Genomic DNA, 15,642 nt, shown 5'->3' with positions numbered 1-15,642 from the left:
CTCTCCCCGGAAAGGGGAATAACCAGCACATACCCGTCATTAGGTGCGAGCTACCGCCCCGGGCGGCGCATAGGGCGTACGGGTGTACGCCGGTACGCCCCTGGAGGCGGTGAATGCGGGCCGCTGACGTGCTCCCCCTCCTCAAGTCGTCTCGCGTCCTCGCTGATCTGCTCCAGGTTCGAGCTTCTCGACGGCGACGTCCTGGAGCCACAGGTCAACCTCCAGGCCGAGCGCGCCACGCTGCGAGCCGCTGCCGCCAGGCTCCTGGACGGCACCCCGTTGCGCTCGGAGAGCGGTCGCGACACCGCGTCGGCGCTGGCCAACGAGCGCGCGATCACCGCGGTTCGACTTGGAGCTCCATGCGGCCCGCGAGGACACAGGGCCGGCCCGCCTGCCTGCTCGACGCCGTCCGGTACGCGGAGTCTGAGCAGGGGCGTCCCGTGCAGCCGGTCACAACAGGTCGCCGCTGGCCCTGAGGTCGTCGAAGAGCAGCTGGTCGACGGGCGGAACCCGTCCGCGATCTGCGTACGAGAACCAGTCCATCTCCTCGATCTCGCTGCTCACCGCCAACGTCCCCTCGTAGTCCGCGGTGTAGCAACTCATGCGCACCATGGCGCCGCCGGGCAGATCGGGCACCTCGGCCTCGTACGTACCCACGTGTACCGCGGTGCCCGCTTCGAGGAGCACCGTCAGCTCCTCCTTGATCTCGCGGAGCAGGGTTTCCAGGTCGCTCTCCGCACCCTCCCTCTTGCCACCGGGGATGTAGAAAACGTCCTTCCCCCGTGGCCGTGCGCAGAGAATCCTGCCGCCCTCCACACGTACCCACGCCACCGTGTCGATCAGGACCGACATCACTCCACCTTCGCCGTCCGAAACCCACGTCAGGCAGGACCTTAGCGGGACGGACGCCGCCCACCGGTCTGCGCTCAGCCCTCCAGGCTTTCGATTGCCTCGGCCAGCCACTTCTTCTCCTCGGCTCCGGTGGCTCGAGCGATGCGCAGCATGCCCTGCCGGAAGAGACCGGACGCCTCCTCGGCCCGTACCGGCTCGCCGTCGCGGTAGAAGAAGCTCGCCGGGGTGTCGAGAAAGGTCTGCCGACGACGGAGGACCGCGGCCTGCTCGGCACGGTCCGGGAGGTGGTGCAGGAACGCAAGCAGTGTGAAGAAGCGCTGCCCGTCGGTGATTTCGGCCTCTTTGGGGTTTCGAAGCCGGGCTTGCAGCTCGGTGCGACCCGCCTCGGTAAGGGACAGGATCCGGCGGGGTGCAGCACCGCTTCCGGGCTCCGTGCGCTGCTCGACCAGACCCGCTTTCACCAGCCGGGAGATGGCCGGGTAGAGCGCCCCGTCACTCACCGGGCGGATGTGGCCGCTGAGGCCCTGGATACGGGCTTTCAGCTCGTACCCGTGCAGGGACTCCTCGAAGAGGAAACCCAGAATCGACAGCTCCAGCATGCACCGAGCTCCTTCCTGCGCCCGTCAGCGCACTTGCCTGTCCCTTGCCGTCATGCTATCTCTTTTCGCTATACCTCGATTAGAGGTATAGCGAAAAGAGGGGTGCAGTCATGGGGGCAGCAGAACACCGGCGCCGGCTGGTAGTGCTCGCGTATCCGGTCTACTTCGAGCTTCTCGCGGGAGTCACGGCCGGGATCATCAACATGGTCTGGGTGGCGCGGCTCGGCGGGGACGCTGTCGCCGCGGTGGCTGTTGCCACGAATGTCGAGAACCTGCTGCTCGGCGTCATCCTCGTCGCCGGCTCGGGAACGACCGTGCTCGTCGCACGGGCCAGGGGCGCTGCGGATCCGGCAGCAATGCGCTCCGCCATACGCGGCGGATGGGCCCTGTGGGCACTGGTCACACCCTTGGTCGCCATCGGTGGATACCTGTGCCGCGAACCGCTGGCTCTGCTCGTGCTCGGGGGCGGCAATGGCGACTCGCTGCCCCTCACCACCGGCTATTTCTCTATCGCACTGCCGGGAATCGCGGTGTTCTTCGCCACCAACGTCGTCGACGGCATCCTGAAGGGCGCGGGCGACACGCGCACCCCGATGAAGCTCGCGGTCCTCGCGAACGGACTGATTCTCGGACTGGACCCCTTGCTCATCCTGGGGTTCGACCTCGGGGTGCGCGGGGCGGCGATCGCCACAGTGCTGGGCCGGACGGTCGCGCTCGTCTGCGGTTTTGTGGCGCTGCACCGCAACGGCGTACTGCGGCAGGCCACCCAAGCGACACCGAACCGGGGCGGGTCGCTCAGCGTCGATGCGCGCAGGACAGCAGCGACAGGACTTCCCATGTCAGCTGACTTCGTCGCCAGGATGGCCGGGGCGCTCGCACTCGTCGCCATCGTCGCCCGGATCGGCGTCAGCGAGGTCGCCGCATACGGGATCGCAACGAAGGCGATGTACGTCGCGACTATGGCCTTCTACGCGGTACGTCAGGCTGCCGCCATCCGCACCGCCCATCTGCTCGGTGCCGGACGCGACGAGAGGCGAGCCATCGGACGACAGGTGTTGCTCCTCGCCGGGTCACTCGGGCTCACGGCCATGCTGACGCTGCTCGCTGCCGGACCGTGGATCATGCAGGCCTTCGGCAGCGATGGAGAGGTGGCCGAGGCCGGGGCACTCTATCTGCGGTGCCTGGGACCGTACCTGGTGCTCCTGGCTTGCTTCATCGCGCTGGGCGGGGTGTTCGAGGGCAGCGGTGACAGCCCGGCCCTCGCGCGGATCACCGCGTGCGGAGTGGTGATTCAACTGGCGCTGGCGTACGGCATATCGGGGTGGGGCCTGCCTGGGATCTGCCTGGCCATGACACTTTCGATGGCGCTGCAATGCGCAGCCGTCGCCAGGGCGTACCGGCGTACGGAACAGCCTGAGGCTGCAGAGCGCGACAAAAGTCGGCCGGAAACCCCGGTCTCCGAACCCGACAGCACGCCTGCCGACAATCGTCTTGCCTAATGAACGCCGGGCAGCTCCCGGCGACCCGCCAGCTCGGGCGGGGCGCTGCGGCGGGCTGCCAGCAGCCGTCCCTGGTCGAAGACGGCGCCGGCCACCACCACGGAAGCGTTCATACGCGGGAGCGTAGCCGCCCCGGACAGGTCCGGGAGATGCCGGGCTCGCCGGGGGCAAGCCGGGAAATCGGCGCCACCTTTATGGTCGGGCGCTCTGTCCCACGCGCTCCACCCAGTACAGCTGCTTGTGCCCGCGACTGTCGAGGCCGTCCGCGATCTTCTGGGCCTCGTCCTGCGTGGCATACCTGCCGACGCGGTAGCGGTTCCCGTTGTCGTCCTGCCGTATCACCAACCAAGGGAGCACCGCGCCGCTGTCGCTCATCGTGTCCCTCCCGAGCATGTTGCCCCTCTCCCCACCGGAGTGCACGTCTCTAAGGATCCCCAGGAAACCGCAGTACGCATATGCCCGAGCCTACGCCTGACCTTTACTCAGCGGATGCGTCTTTACACAAAGAGATACGCATCAAGCCATACGTACGGGGGCGCACCTTTCCGGATGCGCCCCCTGGACCCCCGACGCGCGCGATTCGCCGGCCCGTCACTCCCCCGCCGCACGCACCGCAGGCATCACAGGCATCGGCAGCAGCACCGGTCCGGCCATCGGCTCCTTGCGGCACGCGTCCCCGCACTCCGCGTCCAGCGAGCAGCACAGGGAGCAGATCGGCCCCGACTGAACCGGGCAGTCGGCGATGTCCGGCAGCTCGTACGCGGTCTCGCACACCGCGCACAGGTGGGTCGCGGTGATGTCGGCGACCTCGACGTCCGGCCCGTTCACCGGGTTCGGACGGGCCAGGTAGTACTTCCCCTTGGTGGCCCACGCGATCAACGGGCAGAGCACGAGCGACAGTCCGGCCGCGATGAAGGTCGAGAACGCTTCCGCGTACTCCCCGAAGAGCCCGAAGAAGGCCAGGATCGAGACGGTCGAGGCGATCACCATCGCCCCGAATCCTGCTGGGTTCACCGCGTACAGATAGGCGCGCTTGAACTCGATGTACGGCGGGCTGAGCCCGATCCGCTTGTTGATGACCAGGTCGGCGGCGACGGCCACGATCCAGGCGATGCCCACGTTGGAGTAGAAACCCAGCAGCTTGTTGAGGGCCGCGAACATGTTCATCTCCATCAGCGTGAGCGCGATGGCGAGGTTGAGGAAGATGTACCAGACGCGGCCCGGATGTTTGTGGGTGATCCGGGAGAAGAAGTTCGACCAGGACAGCGAGCCGCTGTAGGCGTTGGTCACATTGATCTTGATCTGCGAAACGATCACGAAGATCGCGGCGGCGGGGAGCGCGAAGGACCCCAGCCATGGCTTCAGGGCCTCGATCTGCGGTGCGATCGGCTCCAGGGCGTGTGTCCTGCCGACCGCCTCAAGGGCGACGAAGGCGAGCAGTGCCCCGCCGAGCTGCTTCGCGGCTCCGATGATGACCCAGCCCGGTCCGGCCGCGAGGACAGCCAGATTCCACCGCCGCTTGTTGGCCTCCGTCTTGGCCGGCATGAAGCGCAGATAGTCGGCCTGCTCCCCGATCTGGGCGATGAGCGAGAGCGCCACCCCCGTACCCAGCCCGAAGGCGATCCAGGAGAAGCCCGAGCCGGCGCCCTCCGTACCGCCGAAGGAGGCGAAGTCGCCCCAGGCGTCGGGGGCTTCGAAGGCGAGGACCACGAACGGCAGCACCATCCCGATGATCCAGACCGGCTGCGTCCACGCCTGCACCTTGGCCAGTGCGCCCATGCCACGGAACACGATCGGGATGACGATCAGCGTGGTGACCAGATAGCCGGCCTCCACGGGGAGCCCGACCGCCTGATGCATGGCCTGCGCCATGATCGACCCTTCGAGCGCGAAGAAGATGAAGGTGAAGGACGCGTAGATCAGCGAGGTCAGCGTCGAGCCGAAGTAGCCGAAACCGGCGCCCCGCGTGACCAGGTCCATGTCCAGCCCGTACTTCGCGCAGGCCCGGGCGATCGGAATGCCCGTCACGAAAATGATCACTGCGGCGGCGAGGATCGAGGCGAGCCCGCTGGTGAAGCCGTAGGTGAAGACGATCGAGGCCCCGATGGCGAAGTCGGCGAGATAGGCGATTCCGCCGAGCGCCGTGCCCGCGACCATCGAGGGCGACCAGCGCCGGAAGGAATGCGGCGCGTAGCGGAGCGAGTAGTCCTCACGACTCTCGTCGGCGGCGAGCCTCGCATAGCTGCGCCTGGGCGCTCCGGGTCCTTCCTGTGTGCTCGGGTCCGGCGCATCGGCCGTGGTGGGGGTGGCGGTGTCCGTCATCGGCGACTTCCCGTTCGTCGGTCCGGAGTGCGGGTAACGAACGGGAAGGTAGGAGCCGGACATGACAATTTGTTGATACCGGTGATTGCCCCTGGGTAACGGGAGCCGCTGGGGCGTTAACTCGGCGTCACGAGCGGCGGACAAGCCGTTCAGATACCGGTCACACGACAGGAACCCTCCGCCGACGGGCGGTTGAGCTCACCTGAGCCAACAGGCGGCCGGGGACACTCGAGCCGACGAGCGGCCGGGCTCATTTGACCGGCAGATGGTAGGCGATCCGGTAGCGGTCGGCAGGCACCACCACATCCGCTGTTTCCACGGCCCGGCCCGACGCGTAGTACGTCCGCTCGATCACCATCACCACATGGCCCGGTACGCCGCCGAGTGCCAGGAGTTCCTCCGCAAGCCCCGGCCTCGCGCCGACGTCCTCGGCCACGTTGTCCACGACGACATCGATGGCCGCCATCCGGTCGACCACCCCGCAGCCGCCCAGCGGTCCCTCCTCGGGCAGCATCACCGGCGTGCGCCCCGTGACCGCCAGCGGCTCCCAGGAGGTGGACAGCATCATCGGCTCGCCCGCTTCCCGGAAGACGTATCTCGTACGCATCACCCGGTCACCCGGTTCGATGCCGAGCCGTTCGGCGATCTCCGCGCTCGCCTCCTCCTGCTCACTGCGCGACTCCCAGGTGCCACGCGTCCCGTCCGCCGTCTGTTCCTGGCGAAAGGGGTTGGCGCCGACGCCCGTCCGGTAGCCGGAGCGGGCGATACGGCGCGGGACGGGGCGCTCGCGCACATAGGTGCCGGAACCGGAGCGCCCTTCGACCAGCCCCTCGGCCATCAGTACCTTGCGCGCCTCCAGGGCGACGGTGTCCGAGACCCCGTATTCCTCGCGAATCCGGGCCTGCGACGGCAGGCGGGTATGGGGCGGCAGAGCGCCGTTGACGATCTTCTCCCTGAGATCGCTCGCAACGCGCAGATAGGCGGGCTGCTCACCGAAAGTCACAGGCCACTCCCAACAGGTTGACAGACTGCGACAGCGTCGCAACCGTCGGTTGTGAACCGCAAGCGCTGGCCAAAGTTTCACTCGAAGTGATGATTCACCGACGTCCGGCGCATATCTCGAACATCAGCGCGGCATCAGCGCCAGGGGAGCCCCGGTCAATTCCTGCAGCGCCCTGCCCCTCCGTAACTGTCGGACCCCTTGACCTCATTTAGACCGACCCGCAAATGGGGGGTGGAAGAAGGAGCGGGGCTGGGTGCGTGCAGCTGCAAGGCGGAGGAGGGAGTCAACGCGGAGCGTTGGTGACTGACGACAACGCCGCAGATGTGCGTGCCCAGCCCCGCGACGCCGCCCCCCATTTGCCGGTCGGTCTTAGTCCAGATCAATACCTTCCTGTGCAGCACGGCTCTCGCTACCCTTCCAGCCCGGCCGCACAGCAACGAGCCTCATGCATCGAAGATGCCTGCCCAGGCTGACCGTTGCCACCTGGTTCTACTGACAGGACCGGAAAGCCCCTGCACTTACTCTCACCGCCTGACCGGTGAGAGTAAGTGCAGGATGCAGCCGGATCCATCACAGCCAGTGATGGTCACCAGCAGCCAGCCCGGGATTTCACACCTAGGCGGTGGGGAACTGCAAGGCCCAGGAGTTGAGACGGCCCGTGTCGGCTGCCGCGTTGTCGCTGACGCGGAGCTTCCAGGTGCCGTTGGCGACCTCCGACGACGCGTTCACCGAGTAGGTGGTGTTCACGTTGTCGGCGCTGCCGCCCACCCCGTACGCCTTCAGGGTGTAGACCGAACCGTCGGGCGCGATCAGGTCTATCTTCAGGTCGCCGATGTACGTGTGCGTGATGTTGACCGGGACGCTCAGCGCGGCCGGCGCGTTACCGGCGACACCGGTGACGGTGACCGGGGCCTCGACCGTGGAGTTGTCCGCGATCGCGTAGCCGGTCGTGTTCTCGAACTTCGGTCCGGGCGGCGTGACCGTGCCGCTGCCGACGTTCAGCAGCCGGTTCGGCGAGCCGGTGCCCGGGTTGGTCACCACGCCGGTCGAGGACGCCGCGACCAGGCCGGCCGAGACCTGCGCAGGGGTCTGGCCCGGATTGTCCGCCAGGTAGAGGGCGGCGGCACCGGCCACGTGCGGGCTCGCCATCGACGTACCGGAGATGGTGTTGGTGGCGGAGTCGCTGGTGTTCCACGACGAGGTGATCGAGGAGCCAGGGGCGAACAGGTCCAGGACCGTGCCGTAGTTGGAGAAGCTGGAGCGGGCGTCGGTGCTGGTGGTGGAGCCGACGGTGATGGCCTCGGTGACGCGCGCCGGGGACTTGGTGGAGGCGTCGGTCGACTCGTTGCCCGCCGCGACGGCGTACGTGATGCCCGATGCGATGGAGTTGCGCACGGCGGTGTCGAGCGCGGAGTCGGCGCCGCCGCCGAGGCTCATGTTGGCGACGGCCGGCTTGACGGCGTTGGCCGTCACCCAGTCGATGCCGGCGACGACCTGCGCGGTGGTGCCGGAACCGCTGTTGTCGAGCACGCGGACGCCGACGATCTTCGCCTTCTTGGCGACGCCGTACGAGGTGCCGCCGACGGTGCCCGCCACGTGGGTGCCGTGGCCGTGGCCGTCCTGCGCGGTGTTGTCGTTGTCGATGGCGTCGTAGCCGTACGAGGCCCGGCCGCCGAAGTCGCTGTGGCTGATCCGCACACCGGTGTCGATGATGTACGCGGTGACGCCCTCGCCCGCCTTGTCGGGGTAGGTGTAACTCTGGTTCAGCGGGAGGGTCTTCTGGTCGATCCGGTCCAGGCCCCACGAGGGCGGCGAGGGCTGGGTTCCCGAGATCGTGAAGGTGCGGTTCTGGACGACGGACTCGACGGCCGGGTCCGCGGCGAACTTCTTCGCCTCCGAGGCCGAGAGTTCGACGGCGTAGCCGTTGAGGGCAGCGCGGTAGGTCTTCTTGATCTCGGCGCCGTACTCCTTGGCGAGCGCCTTGCCGGACGCGGAGCTCGCGTCGGCCGCCGATTCGTCGAGAGTGACGATGTAGCTGCCGCTGATGGCGCCCGGGGCGCCGGCGTTCTCGATCCGGCCTTCCGGCGCGGTCTCCGAGGCGGTGGCGGGGAAGGCCGCCGCGGTGGTGAGCGCCATGGCGGCACCGGCTATGACGCTCGCCGCGGCCATTCTTCGACGCGTGTAGGGGGTCTGACGCATGTGAGGGGTCCTCCTCATCGGCGGTGCCCTGGTGGGGGATATGCAGCATGGGCATGTCAATTCAGCCATCGCCCACGCTGTGCACGCTGTTCCTGGGGTCGGCATGACCTGCTGCCGACGAAAGATTGGCTGATCCATAGGAATCGCACAAGAGTGCCCTGGGAATTGCTATGCACCCGACATTCACCTGCCATCCGCCTGACATGCTGGCCGCCATGACCGCATACCACTGCCCGCAGGACGGCACCCGCGCCGACACGACCACGCTGACCTGGTGTTGTCCGGTCTGCCGGGGTCCTTGGGACCTCGACTTCGGAATCACCGAACCGCTCTCCCTCAACTCCCTCACCGGCCGCGTCAATTCACTGTGGCGTTACGAAGAGGTGCTGCCGCTCGCCGCCCCGACGACCACGCTCGGCGAGGGCCGCACGCCGCTCGTCCCCCTCACCGGCACGGTCTCGGCCAAGCTCGACTTCCTCATGCCGACGCTCTCGTTCAAGGACCGCGGAGCCGTGATGCTCGCCGAGCTCGCCCGGCGGCTGAATCCGGAACGTGTGGTGGCCGACAGCAGCGGGAACGCGGGCACCGCCGTCGCCGCCTACTGCGCCCGGGCCGGGCTGCCCTGCACCGTGTACGTCCCCGAGGGGACCTCCCCGAAGAAGACCGAGCAGATCCGGGCCCACGGCGCCCGGCTGGAAATCGTCCCCGGTGACCGCGAGGCCACCGCACGGGCCGCCCGCGCCGCCGCGGACGCCCCCGGCACCTTCTACGCCTCGCACGTCTTCAACCCGTACTTCCTGCACGGCACCAAGACCTATGTGTACGAGATGTGGGAGGACCTCGGCGGGAGCCTGCCGGACGCCATCGCGGTCCCCGTCGGCAACGGGACGCTCCTCCTCGGCGCGGCCCTCGCCACCGCCGAACTGCACGCCCAGGGCCTCATCGAGCGGCGCCCCGCCCTGATCGCCGTGCAGGCGGAGGCCGTCTCCCCACTGGCCGCCGCCTTCCGGGCGGGCGCCGACGACCTGCTCGACGCCGCGGGCGAAGGGCCCGCCGCCCCCACGCTCGCCGAGGGCATCGCCATCCCCCGCCCGCCGCGCGCCCGCCAGATCCTGGCGGCCGTACGCGAATCGGGCGGCACCTTCCTCACCGTGACGGAGGACCGCATCCGCAGCGCACAGCTGGATCTGGCCGCCCGCGGTTTCTACGTCGAGACGACAGGGGTCGCCTGCTGGGCGGCCGTGGGCGACTGGACCGACCGCAGCGTGGTCGTGCCGCTGTGCGGCGCCGGACTCAAGACCGGTCTGGCCGCCCCGCACTGAACAGGGGTCAGTCACCGCTCCAGAAGGTGTCGGGCTCGATGAGGACCGCGGCGCGCTCCTCATCGAGCCGGGACTTCGAAGCACACCGGTCCGCCACGCGTGCCGTGCACACGTCCGCGCCGCCGGATTCCCTACCTTCGTACAGTGAGACTCTCGCGCATCTCTCTGCTGACGTCCTTGGTCGCGGGCACTCTGATCGCGCCCCTGCCACCCCTCTCCCACGCGGCCGCCCACCCCGGAACACCACCGGCCGCAGCCTGCGCGCCCCCGCACGGCAGTGACGCCTCCTGGGCGCAGACCTCCACCCGGTTCGGCGAAGCCGACGGGTACGACGCCTATGTCGGCAACGGATATCTGGGCCACCGAGTGCCCGCGGCGGGCGCCGGATACGCGGCGACGGGTGAGAAGACCGGCTGGCCGCTGTACACGCCGCGCTACGACGGCGCCTTCGTCTCCGGGCTGTACGCCCGCGACAAGAAGACCGCCGAGGGCCGCGACGTGATCGCCGCCCTGCCGAGCTGGACGACGCTGGACGTACGCGTCGGTAAGGAGACCTACGGTTCCGGCACCCCGGCCGGCCGCGTCTCGCGCTACCGCCAGACGGTCCTCCTGCGCTGCGGCGTGGTCGTCACCTCACTGCGCTGGACCACGGCCGACGGCCGCGCGACCGACCTGACGTACGAGGTGCTGGCCGACCGCTCCGACGTCCACACCGGCGCCGTACGCCTGCGGATGACGCCGCACTGGGACGGCGAGGCGACCGTGACCGGTCGCCTGGACGGGCGCGGCGCGCGCCGGGTCACAGTGGCCGACGACGGCACCTTCCGCCCCCTGGGCAGCGGTACGGCGGGGGCCATCGCCCAGACGATGCGGCGCGGTTCGGGGGTCGTCGAGATGCTGCGGCCCCAGTCGAAGACCACGCCCGAGGCGCGGGCCACGCCTGTACGCAACGGGCGCACCTACACCTTCGAGAAGTACGTGGGGGTCGACACCGCCCTCACCTCCCGCGATCCGCTCGGGTCCGCCCGCGCCGCCGCCTACCGTGCCGCCCGGCGCGGCTGGCCGGGTGTCTACGCGGCCAACGCCGCCGCCTGGCGCGAGGCGTGGTCCGCCGACATCGCCGTGCCGGGCAGCCCCGAGCTCCAGGCCTGGCTGCGGGCCGCGCGCTACGGGCTGCTCGCCGGCACCCGCCCCGGCTCCTCGGACAGCATCGCGCCGGCCGGCCTGACCAGCGACAACTACGCGGGCATGGTGTTCTGGGACGCCGAGACATGGATGTACCCGGGACTCCTCGCGACCCATCCGGAACTGGCCCGTTCCGTCGTCGAGTACCGCTACCGGACCCGGGGCGCCGCCGCCGAGAACGCCCGGAAACTCGGCTACCGCGGGCTGTTCTACCCCTGGACGAGCGCGAGCAAGGGGCGGCTGGACTCCGAGTGCCAGAGCTGGGACCCGCCGCACTGTCTGACGCAGAACCACCTCCAGGGCGACATCGCCCTCGCCGTCTGGCAGTACTACCTGGCCACCGGGGACCGCGCCTGGCTGGCCGAGCGCGGCTGGCCGCTCCTGAAGGGCATCGCCGACTTCTGGCAGTCGCGCGCCACCGCGAACGACGACGGCAGCTACTCCGTGAAGAACGTGGCCGGCCCCGACGAGTACAGCAACGGCGTCACCGACGGCGTCTTCACCAACGCCGTCGCCGCCACCGCGCTGCGCCGCGCGACCCGTGCGGCGGAACTGCTCGGCCGTCCGGCGCCCGCCGCCTGGACGCGGCTCGCGAACGGCCTGCGCATCCCGTACGACAAGAAGCGGAAAATCTTCCTCCAGTACGCGGGCTACAACGGCTCGACCATCAAGCAGGCCGACACCGCCCTGCTGATCTACCCGCTGGAGTGGCCGATGGAGCCGGGCGCGGCTGCCGCCACACTCGACCACTACGCCGCGCGCACCGACCCCGACGGCCCCGCGATGACGGACTCCGTGCACGCCGTCGACGCGGCCACGATCGGGGAGCCGGGCTGTGCCACGTACACCTATCTCCAGCGTGCAGTCCGGCCGTTCGTCCGCGGCCCGTACGCCCTCTTCTCCGAGGCGCGCGGCGAGAAGTCAGGGGCGCAGGACCCGCTCTCCGGTTTCCCCGCCGAGGACTTCCTCACCGGGAAGGGCGGATTCCTCCAGGTCTTCACGCACGGGCTCACGGGGCTGCGGCTGCGTGAGGACGGGGTACGGCTCGATCCGATGCTGCCACCGCAGCTGCGCGAGGGCGTCACGCTGACGGGGCTGCGCCACCAGGGGCGTACGTACGAGGTGGCCATCGGCGACCGGCGGACCGAGGTCCGGCTGACGTCCGGTGCCCCGTTCACGGTCCACACCCCCGCCGGCCCGCGCCGTCTCACCACCACACTGACCCTGCCCACCCGGCGCCCCGATCTGACGCCGACGTCCAACGCGGCGCGGTGCCGCCCGGCGACGGCCACCTCCGAGACCCCCGGTCTGTACGCGGCGGCCGCGGTGGACGGCAGCCCGGCGACGGGCTGGTCGCCGGACGGCGCGAAGGGCGCTTTGTCGGTGGACCTGGGCCGGGTGGCCGCGGTCACCTCCTTCGTACCGCGATGGAGCGACGTACGGCCCGAGTCGCACCGGCTGGCGACCTCGCTCGACGGCCGCCACTGGCAGCCGTACCGGTCGGGTACGGCTGCCAGGTATGTGCGGGTGACGGTGACCTCGGCGGACGAGGAGAAGCCTGCGGGCATCGCCGAGCTGACGGTGGGGGCGGCCGGGACGGCCGGATAGGCGGGCGAGGCCGTCGCGGAGGTCAATGGGCGGCGGAGGCGGCTGCTTCCGCTCGCGACGCCTGGAAGCGTTGGAAGTGTGCGGTACGTTCCCCGGCGGCCAGCAAGGGCGCGAACAGGGCGCGTTCCAGGTCGAGTCCGGCCTCCAGAGGGCCCTCCATGCTCGCGTCGACGGCCTGCTTGGCGGCGGCCAGCGCACCGGCCGGACAGGCGGTGTAGCGCCGGGACCAGTCGCGGGCCGTCGGGGTGAGCTCTTCCTCGGGGACGACGGCGTCGACCAGTCCGATACGGGCCGCCTCGTCGGCGTGCACCATGCGCCCGGAGAAGATGATGTCCTTCGCCCGGGACAGCCCGATCAGCCGGGGCAGCCGCTGGGTTCCTCCGGCGCCGGGGATCAGGCCCAGCGGTGTCTCGGGAAGCGCGAAGCGGGCGGTGGGCGTGCAGATGCGTACGTCGGCGGCCAGGGCGAGTTCGCAGCCCCCGCCCAGGACGAAGCCCTCCATGGCGGCGATGACCGGAACGGGCAGCGCGGCGACCTCCCGGGTCAGACGGCTGATCCGCTCGGCGTACTCCGCCACCTCGTCCGGCGGCAGCGTACCCATCTCCTTGACGTCGCCGCCCGCCGAGAAGTGGCCGTGGGCGCCGGTGAACACCACGGCGCGCAGCCCGTCCCGGGCTTCCAGTTCGCGCAGCGCCAGCTCGGCGCCGAGCTGCTGGGCCGTGTCGAAGAGGTTGAGCGGCGGCCGGTCCAGGCACACCCAGGCCACGGCGTCCACGTAGCTGACCCGTACCGTCACAGCAGTCCTCCGTTGACTTCGAGGACCTGCCCATTGATGTACGAGGCGGCCGGGCTGACCAGGAACACCGCGGCGTTGACCGCCTCCTGGGGCGTTCCCGCCCGCCCGGCCAGCAGGCGCGGCCAGTACGCCGCCTTCAACCGTTCGTCCGCGCAGACCGCTTCGCCCATGCCTACGGTGAGGATTCCGGGCGACAGACAGTTCACCCGGACACGGCGGCCGGCGAACTCCACCGCGCAGCAGCGGGTGAACGCCTCGATCGCCGCTTTCGACGCCACGTACGCGCTCGCTCCGGGGGCGATCCGGCCGGTCATCGCGGAGGACAGGGTCAGGATGGTGCCGCCGCCGCTGCGTTCCAGATGGGGCAACGCGGCCTGGACGGTGTGGAATACGCCGTCCACGTTCGTACTCATCACATCCCGCCAGTCCGCCGGGCTGAGCTTTCGCACCGTGCCGTTGCGGGTGATGCCGGCGTTGGCAACCACGATGTCCACGCCGCCGAACCGGTCGGCCGCCTCGGCCATCAGCCCGTCGACGGACGAGGGGTCGCGCACATCAGCCGCACGGTAGGCCGCGAACTCCCCGTAGCGTTCGACGAGTTCACCGACCTGCCCCTCTCCCCTGGCGCCGCACATGACCTGTGCCCCCGCTTCGAGGAACCCCTCGGCGAGATACCGGCCGAGTCCGGCGGTGCCGCCCGTGACGACCGCCCGCATGCCGGCGAGAACCCCTTCGCCGCGCGGGTGTTCAGCCGTCCCAGGCCTGGGCACCGGCACACCGGCCACCGTCGGAATCGCATCAACACTCGGGACGCCCATGGGTCAACCTTCTGTCGTGCCACCTGATCAGCGGTCATCGTGCCACCGGGTTTACGGCCACTCGCCGTCCTACACGCCCACGTCGGAGTGATTCCGGGGCGCCCTCCTCGCACGGTCGTACGAGGCAGAGGAAACGACACGGCCCGATCACCCGAACGAGGCTCTCTGACTTGGACGTTGGCCCTTCGGTGGCCGAAAATTAGCCAGCCCCCCAGAGCCCGTCGACGCTGTCGGCCACCGAACCACGGGATGCCTCTCTCCATGGATTTCTCCACCTCCTCCCCCGGTACCGTCCCCCTCGGCCACCCGGCGGACGCCGAGCCGTTCCCGTACGAGATCGCCGGCGCCCACGCGGACCTGGGAACCGTCGTCGGCATGGACGACTGGGCCGAGCGAGCCCGCGTCCCGGACCGCCACCGGCCCGGCCACCACCTGAACGGCGCGACCATCACGAAGCTTCTCGGCGTACAGGGAAAGAGCTGGGACCCGGCACACTTCGCGGGTATCGACCCGGTCGTCGCCGTCGCCCGGCAGGCCCTGGACCGTGCCGGACTCGCCCCCTCCGACATCACCACGGTCGTCGTCGTCACCTGCACGCCCTACCAGGTGATGCTGGACCAGGACGCCTTCGCGCTCATGCGGCAGTTGGGAATTCCCGACCTCGTCCCGCCGGTACAACTGGGCGCGGGCTGCGCGGGCCTGGCACGCGCGGCGGCGGTCGTCGCGGCGATGCGCGCCGAACGCGCCCTGGTCGTCGCGTACAACATCACGAGCCGCATGAGCACCGGCCCCGACGGCACGCTGCTGCCGCAGTACGCCGAGAACACCGCCCACCCGTACGGCAAGAACATGTGGGCCGCCCCCGCCCTCTTCTCCGACGGGGTCGCGGCCCTGGTCCTGCGCCGCAGCGCGGACGCCGACGGCGTCCTGGTCTACTCCCGCGACAGCCTGTCCTTCGACGGCGGCCCCGGCATCACCGACCCGCTGATCCACGTCCTCGGCGGCGGCAGCAGCCATCCGGCCGGCACTCCGGGAGCGGACGAGCTCTCCGCGTACGGCATGAACTCACCCGAGATCCGCCGCTACTACAGCGCCGGCATGACGCTCAACCACCAGGCCCTGGAGTCCGCACACCCCGGCTACCTCAAGGAGATCGCCCGCCTGTACACGCACCAGGCGCACCCCCTCCTCGTCGACGCGTTCCTGGCCGGGACGGGCATCCCCACGGAACTGGCCCCGGGGAACGCCCGCACCGTCGGTAACACGGCCTCCCCCTCCACCCTCGCGCTCCTGCACACCGACCAGCAGACGGGAACCCTGACACCCGGCGACCTGGTATGCCTCTCGGTGGTCGGCTCGGGCCCGGAACGCGGCGCGTTCCTCGCACCGCTCGCCGTGCACTGAACCATGACTTTCGGCAGTGCCGGACCCCGTGCGTC

At 69.8% G+C, this 15,642-nt stretch carries 12 protein-coding genes and 1 pseudogene; 4 read left to right on the top strand and 9 right to left on the bottom strand.

What is annotated here, in order from left to right; all coding sequences use genetic code 11:
- Positions 1 to 450 precede the first annotated feature (450 nt).
- Together ACFT7S_RS32175 and ACFT7S_RS32170 are read right to left on the bottom strand one after the other, a co-directional pair.
- The gene (locus ACFT7S_RS32175; protein WP_382737823.1) at positions 451 to 852 is read right to left on the bottom strand and encodes an NUDIX domain-containing protein; all 402 of its coding nucleotides are present in this window, start codon (positions 850 to 852) and stop codon (positions 451 to 453) included.
- Between the two features lie 74 nt (positions 853 to 926).
- A complete protein-coding gene (locus tag ACFT7S_RS32170) occupies positions 927 to 1,451 on the bottom strand; it encodes a PadR family transcriptional regulator (RefSeq protein WP_382737820.1) in 525 nt (174 codons plus the stop codon).
- A gap of 110 nt (positions 1,452 to 1,561) precedes the next feature.
- On the opposite strand from ACFT7S_RS32170, the gene ACFT7S_RS32165 reads away from it, so the two are divergent.
- The gene (locus ACFT7S_RS32165) at positions 1,562 to 2,950 is read left to right on the top strand and encodes an MATE family efflux transporter (RefSeq protein ID WP_382737818.1); all 1,389 of its coding nucleotides are present in this window, start codon (positions 1,562 to 1,564) and stop codon (positions 2,948 to 2,950) included.
- A gap of 5 nt (positions 2,951 to 2,955) precedes the next feature.
- On the opposite strand, the pseudogene ACFT7S_RS32160 reads toward ACFT7S_RS32165, so the two are convergent.
- The 5 genes and pseudogenes from ACFT7S_RS32160 to ACFT7S_RS32140 all read right to left on the bottom strand — a co-directional run.
- A pseudogene (locus ACFT7S_RS32160) lies at positions 2,956 to 3,063 on the bottom strand (DNA mismatch repair protein MutT); the annotation flags it as partial.
- Positions 3,064 to 3,142: 79 nt separating this feature from the next.
- Positions 3,143 to 3,343 carry an SPOR domain-containing protein gene (locus tag ACFT7S_RS32155; protein WP_362835673.1) on the bottom strand — a complete coding sequence of 67 codons (201 nt, stop codon included), beginning with the start codon at positions 3,341 to 3,343 and terminating at the stop codon, positions 3,143 to 3,145.
- 198 nt (positions 3,344 to 3,541) lie between these two features.
- A complete protein-coding gene (locus ACFT7S_RS32150) occupies positions 3,542 to 5,272 on the bottom strand; it encodes a purine-cytosine permease family protein (RefSeq protein ID WP_382737814.1) in 1,731 nt (576 codons plus the stop codon).
- 250 nt (positions 5,273 to 5,522) lie between these two features.
- Positions 5,523 to 6,275 carry a GntR family transcriptional regulator gene (locus ACFT7S_RS32145; protein WP_382737811.1) on the bottom strand — a complete coding sequence of 251 codons (753 nt, stop codon included), beginning with the start codon at positions 6,273 to 6,275 and terminating at the stop codon, positions 5,523 to 5,525.
- Positions 6,276 to 6,890: 615 nt separating this feature from the next.
- A complete protein-coding gene (locus ACFT7S_RS32140) occupies positions 6,891 to 8,474 on the bottom strand; it encodes a S8 family peptidase (protein ID WP_382737808.1) in 1,584 nt (527 codons plus the stop codon).
- A 215-nt stretch (positions 8,475 to 8,689) separates the two neighbouring features.
- Between ACFT7S_RS32140 and ACFT7S_RS32135 the strand changes: the two genes are divergently transcribed.
- Both ACFT7S_RS32135 and ACFT7S_RS32130 read left to right on the top strand, forming a co-directional pair.
- Entirely contained in the window at positions 8,690 to 9,796 is a 1,107-nt protein-coding gene (locus ACFT7S_RS32135; RefSeq protein ID WP_382737805.1) for a threonine synthase, read from the top strand.
- A gap of 144 nt (positions 9,797 to 9,940) precedes the next feature.
- Positions 9,941 to 12,589 (top strand): discoidin domain-containing protein, encoded by a 2,649-nt coding sequence (locus tag ACFT7S_RS32130; RefSeq protein ID WP_382737802.1) that lies wholly within the window; start codon positions 9,941 to 9,943, stop codon positions 12,587 to 12,589.
- Positions 12,590 to 12,611: 22 nt separating this feature from the next.
- Here the strand turns inward: ACFT7S_RS32130 and ACFT7S_RS32125 are convergent, their stop codons facing one another.
- Complete coding sequence (locus ACFT7S_RS32125) at positions 12,612 to 13,385, bottom strand: enoyl-CoA hydratase/isomerase family protein (protein ID WP_382737799.1); 774 nt, start codon at positions 13,383 to 13,385, stop codon at positions 12,612 to 12,614.
- Positions 13,382 to 14,101 (bottom strand): SDR family NAD(P)-dependent oxidoreductase, encoded by a 720-nt coding sequence (locus ACFT7S_RS32120; RefSeq protein ID WP_382737796.1) that lies wholly within the window; start codon positions 14,099 to 14,101, stop codon positions 13,382 to 13,384. Before ACFT7S_RS32120 ends, ACFT7S_RS32125 begins: the two co-directional genes overlap by 4 nt.
- A 363-nt stretch (positions 14,102 to 14,464) precedes the next feature.
- Between ACFT7S_RS32120 and ACFT7S_RS32115 the strand changes: the two genes are divergently transcribed.
- Positions 14,465 to 15,607: a 3-oxoacyl-[acyl-carrier-protein] synthase III C-terminal domain-containing protein gene (locus ACFT7S_RS32115; protein WP_382737793.1), complete on the top strand. Its 1,143-nt coding sequence runs from the start codon at positions 14,465 to 14,467 to the stop codon at positions 15,605 to 15,607.
- The last annotated feature ends 35 nt before the right edge of the window (positions 15,608 to 15,642 follow it).

It is taken from the genome of Streptomyces sp. NPDC057136, assembly GCF_042670885.1.
Lineage (GTDB): Bacteria > Actinomycetota > Actinomycetes > Streptomycetales > Streptomycetaceae > Streptomyces.
The sequence above is the reverse complement of the archived record's forward strand: the minus strand, read 5'-3'. Positions and strand labels throughout refer to the sequence as shown.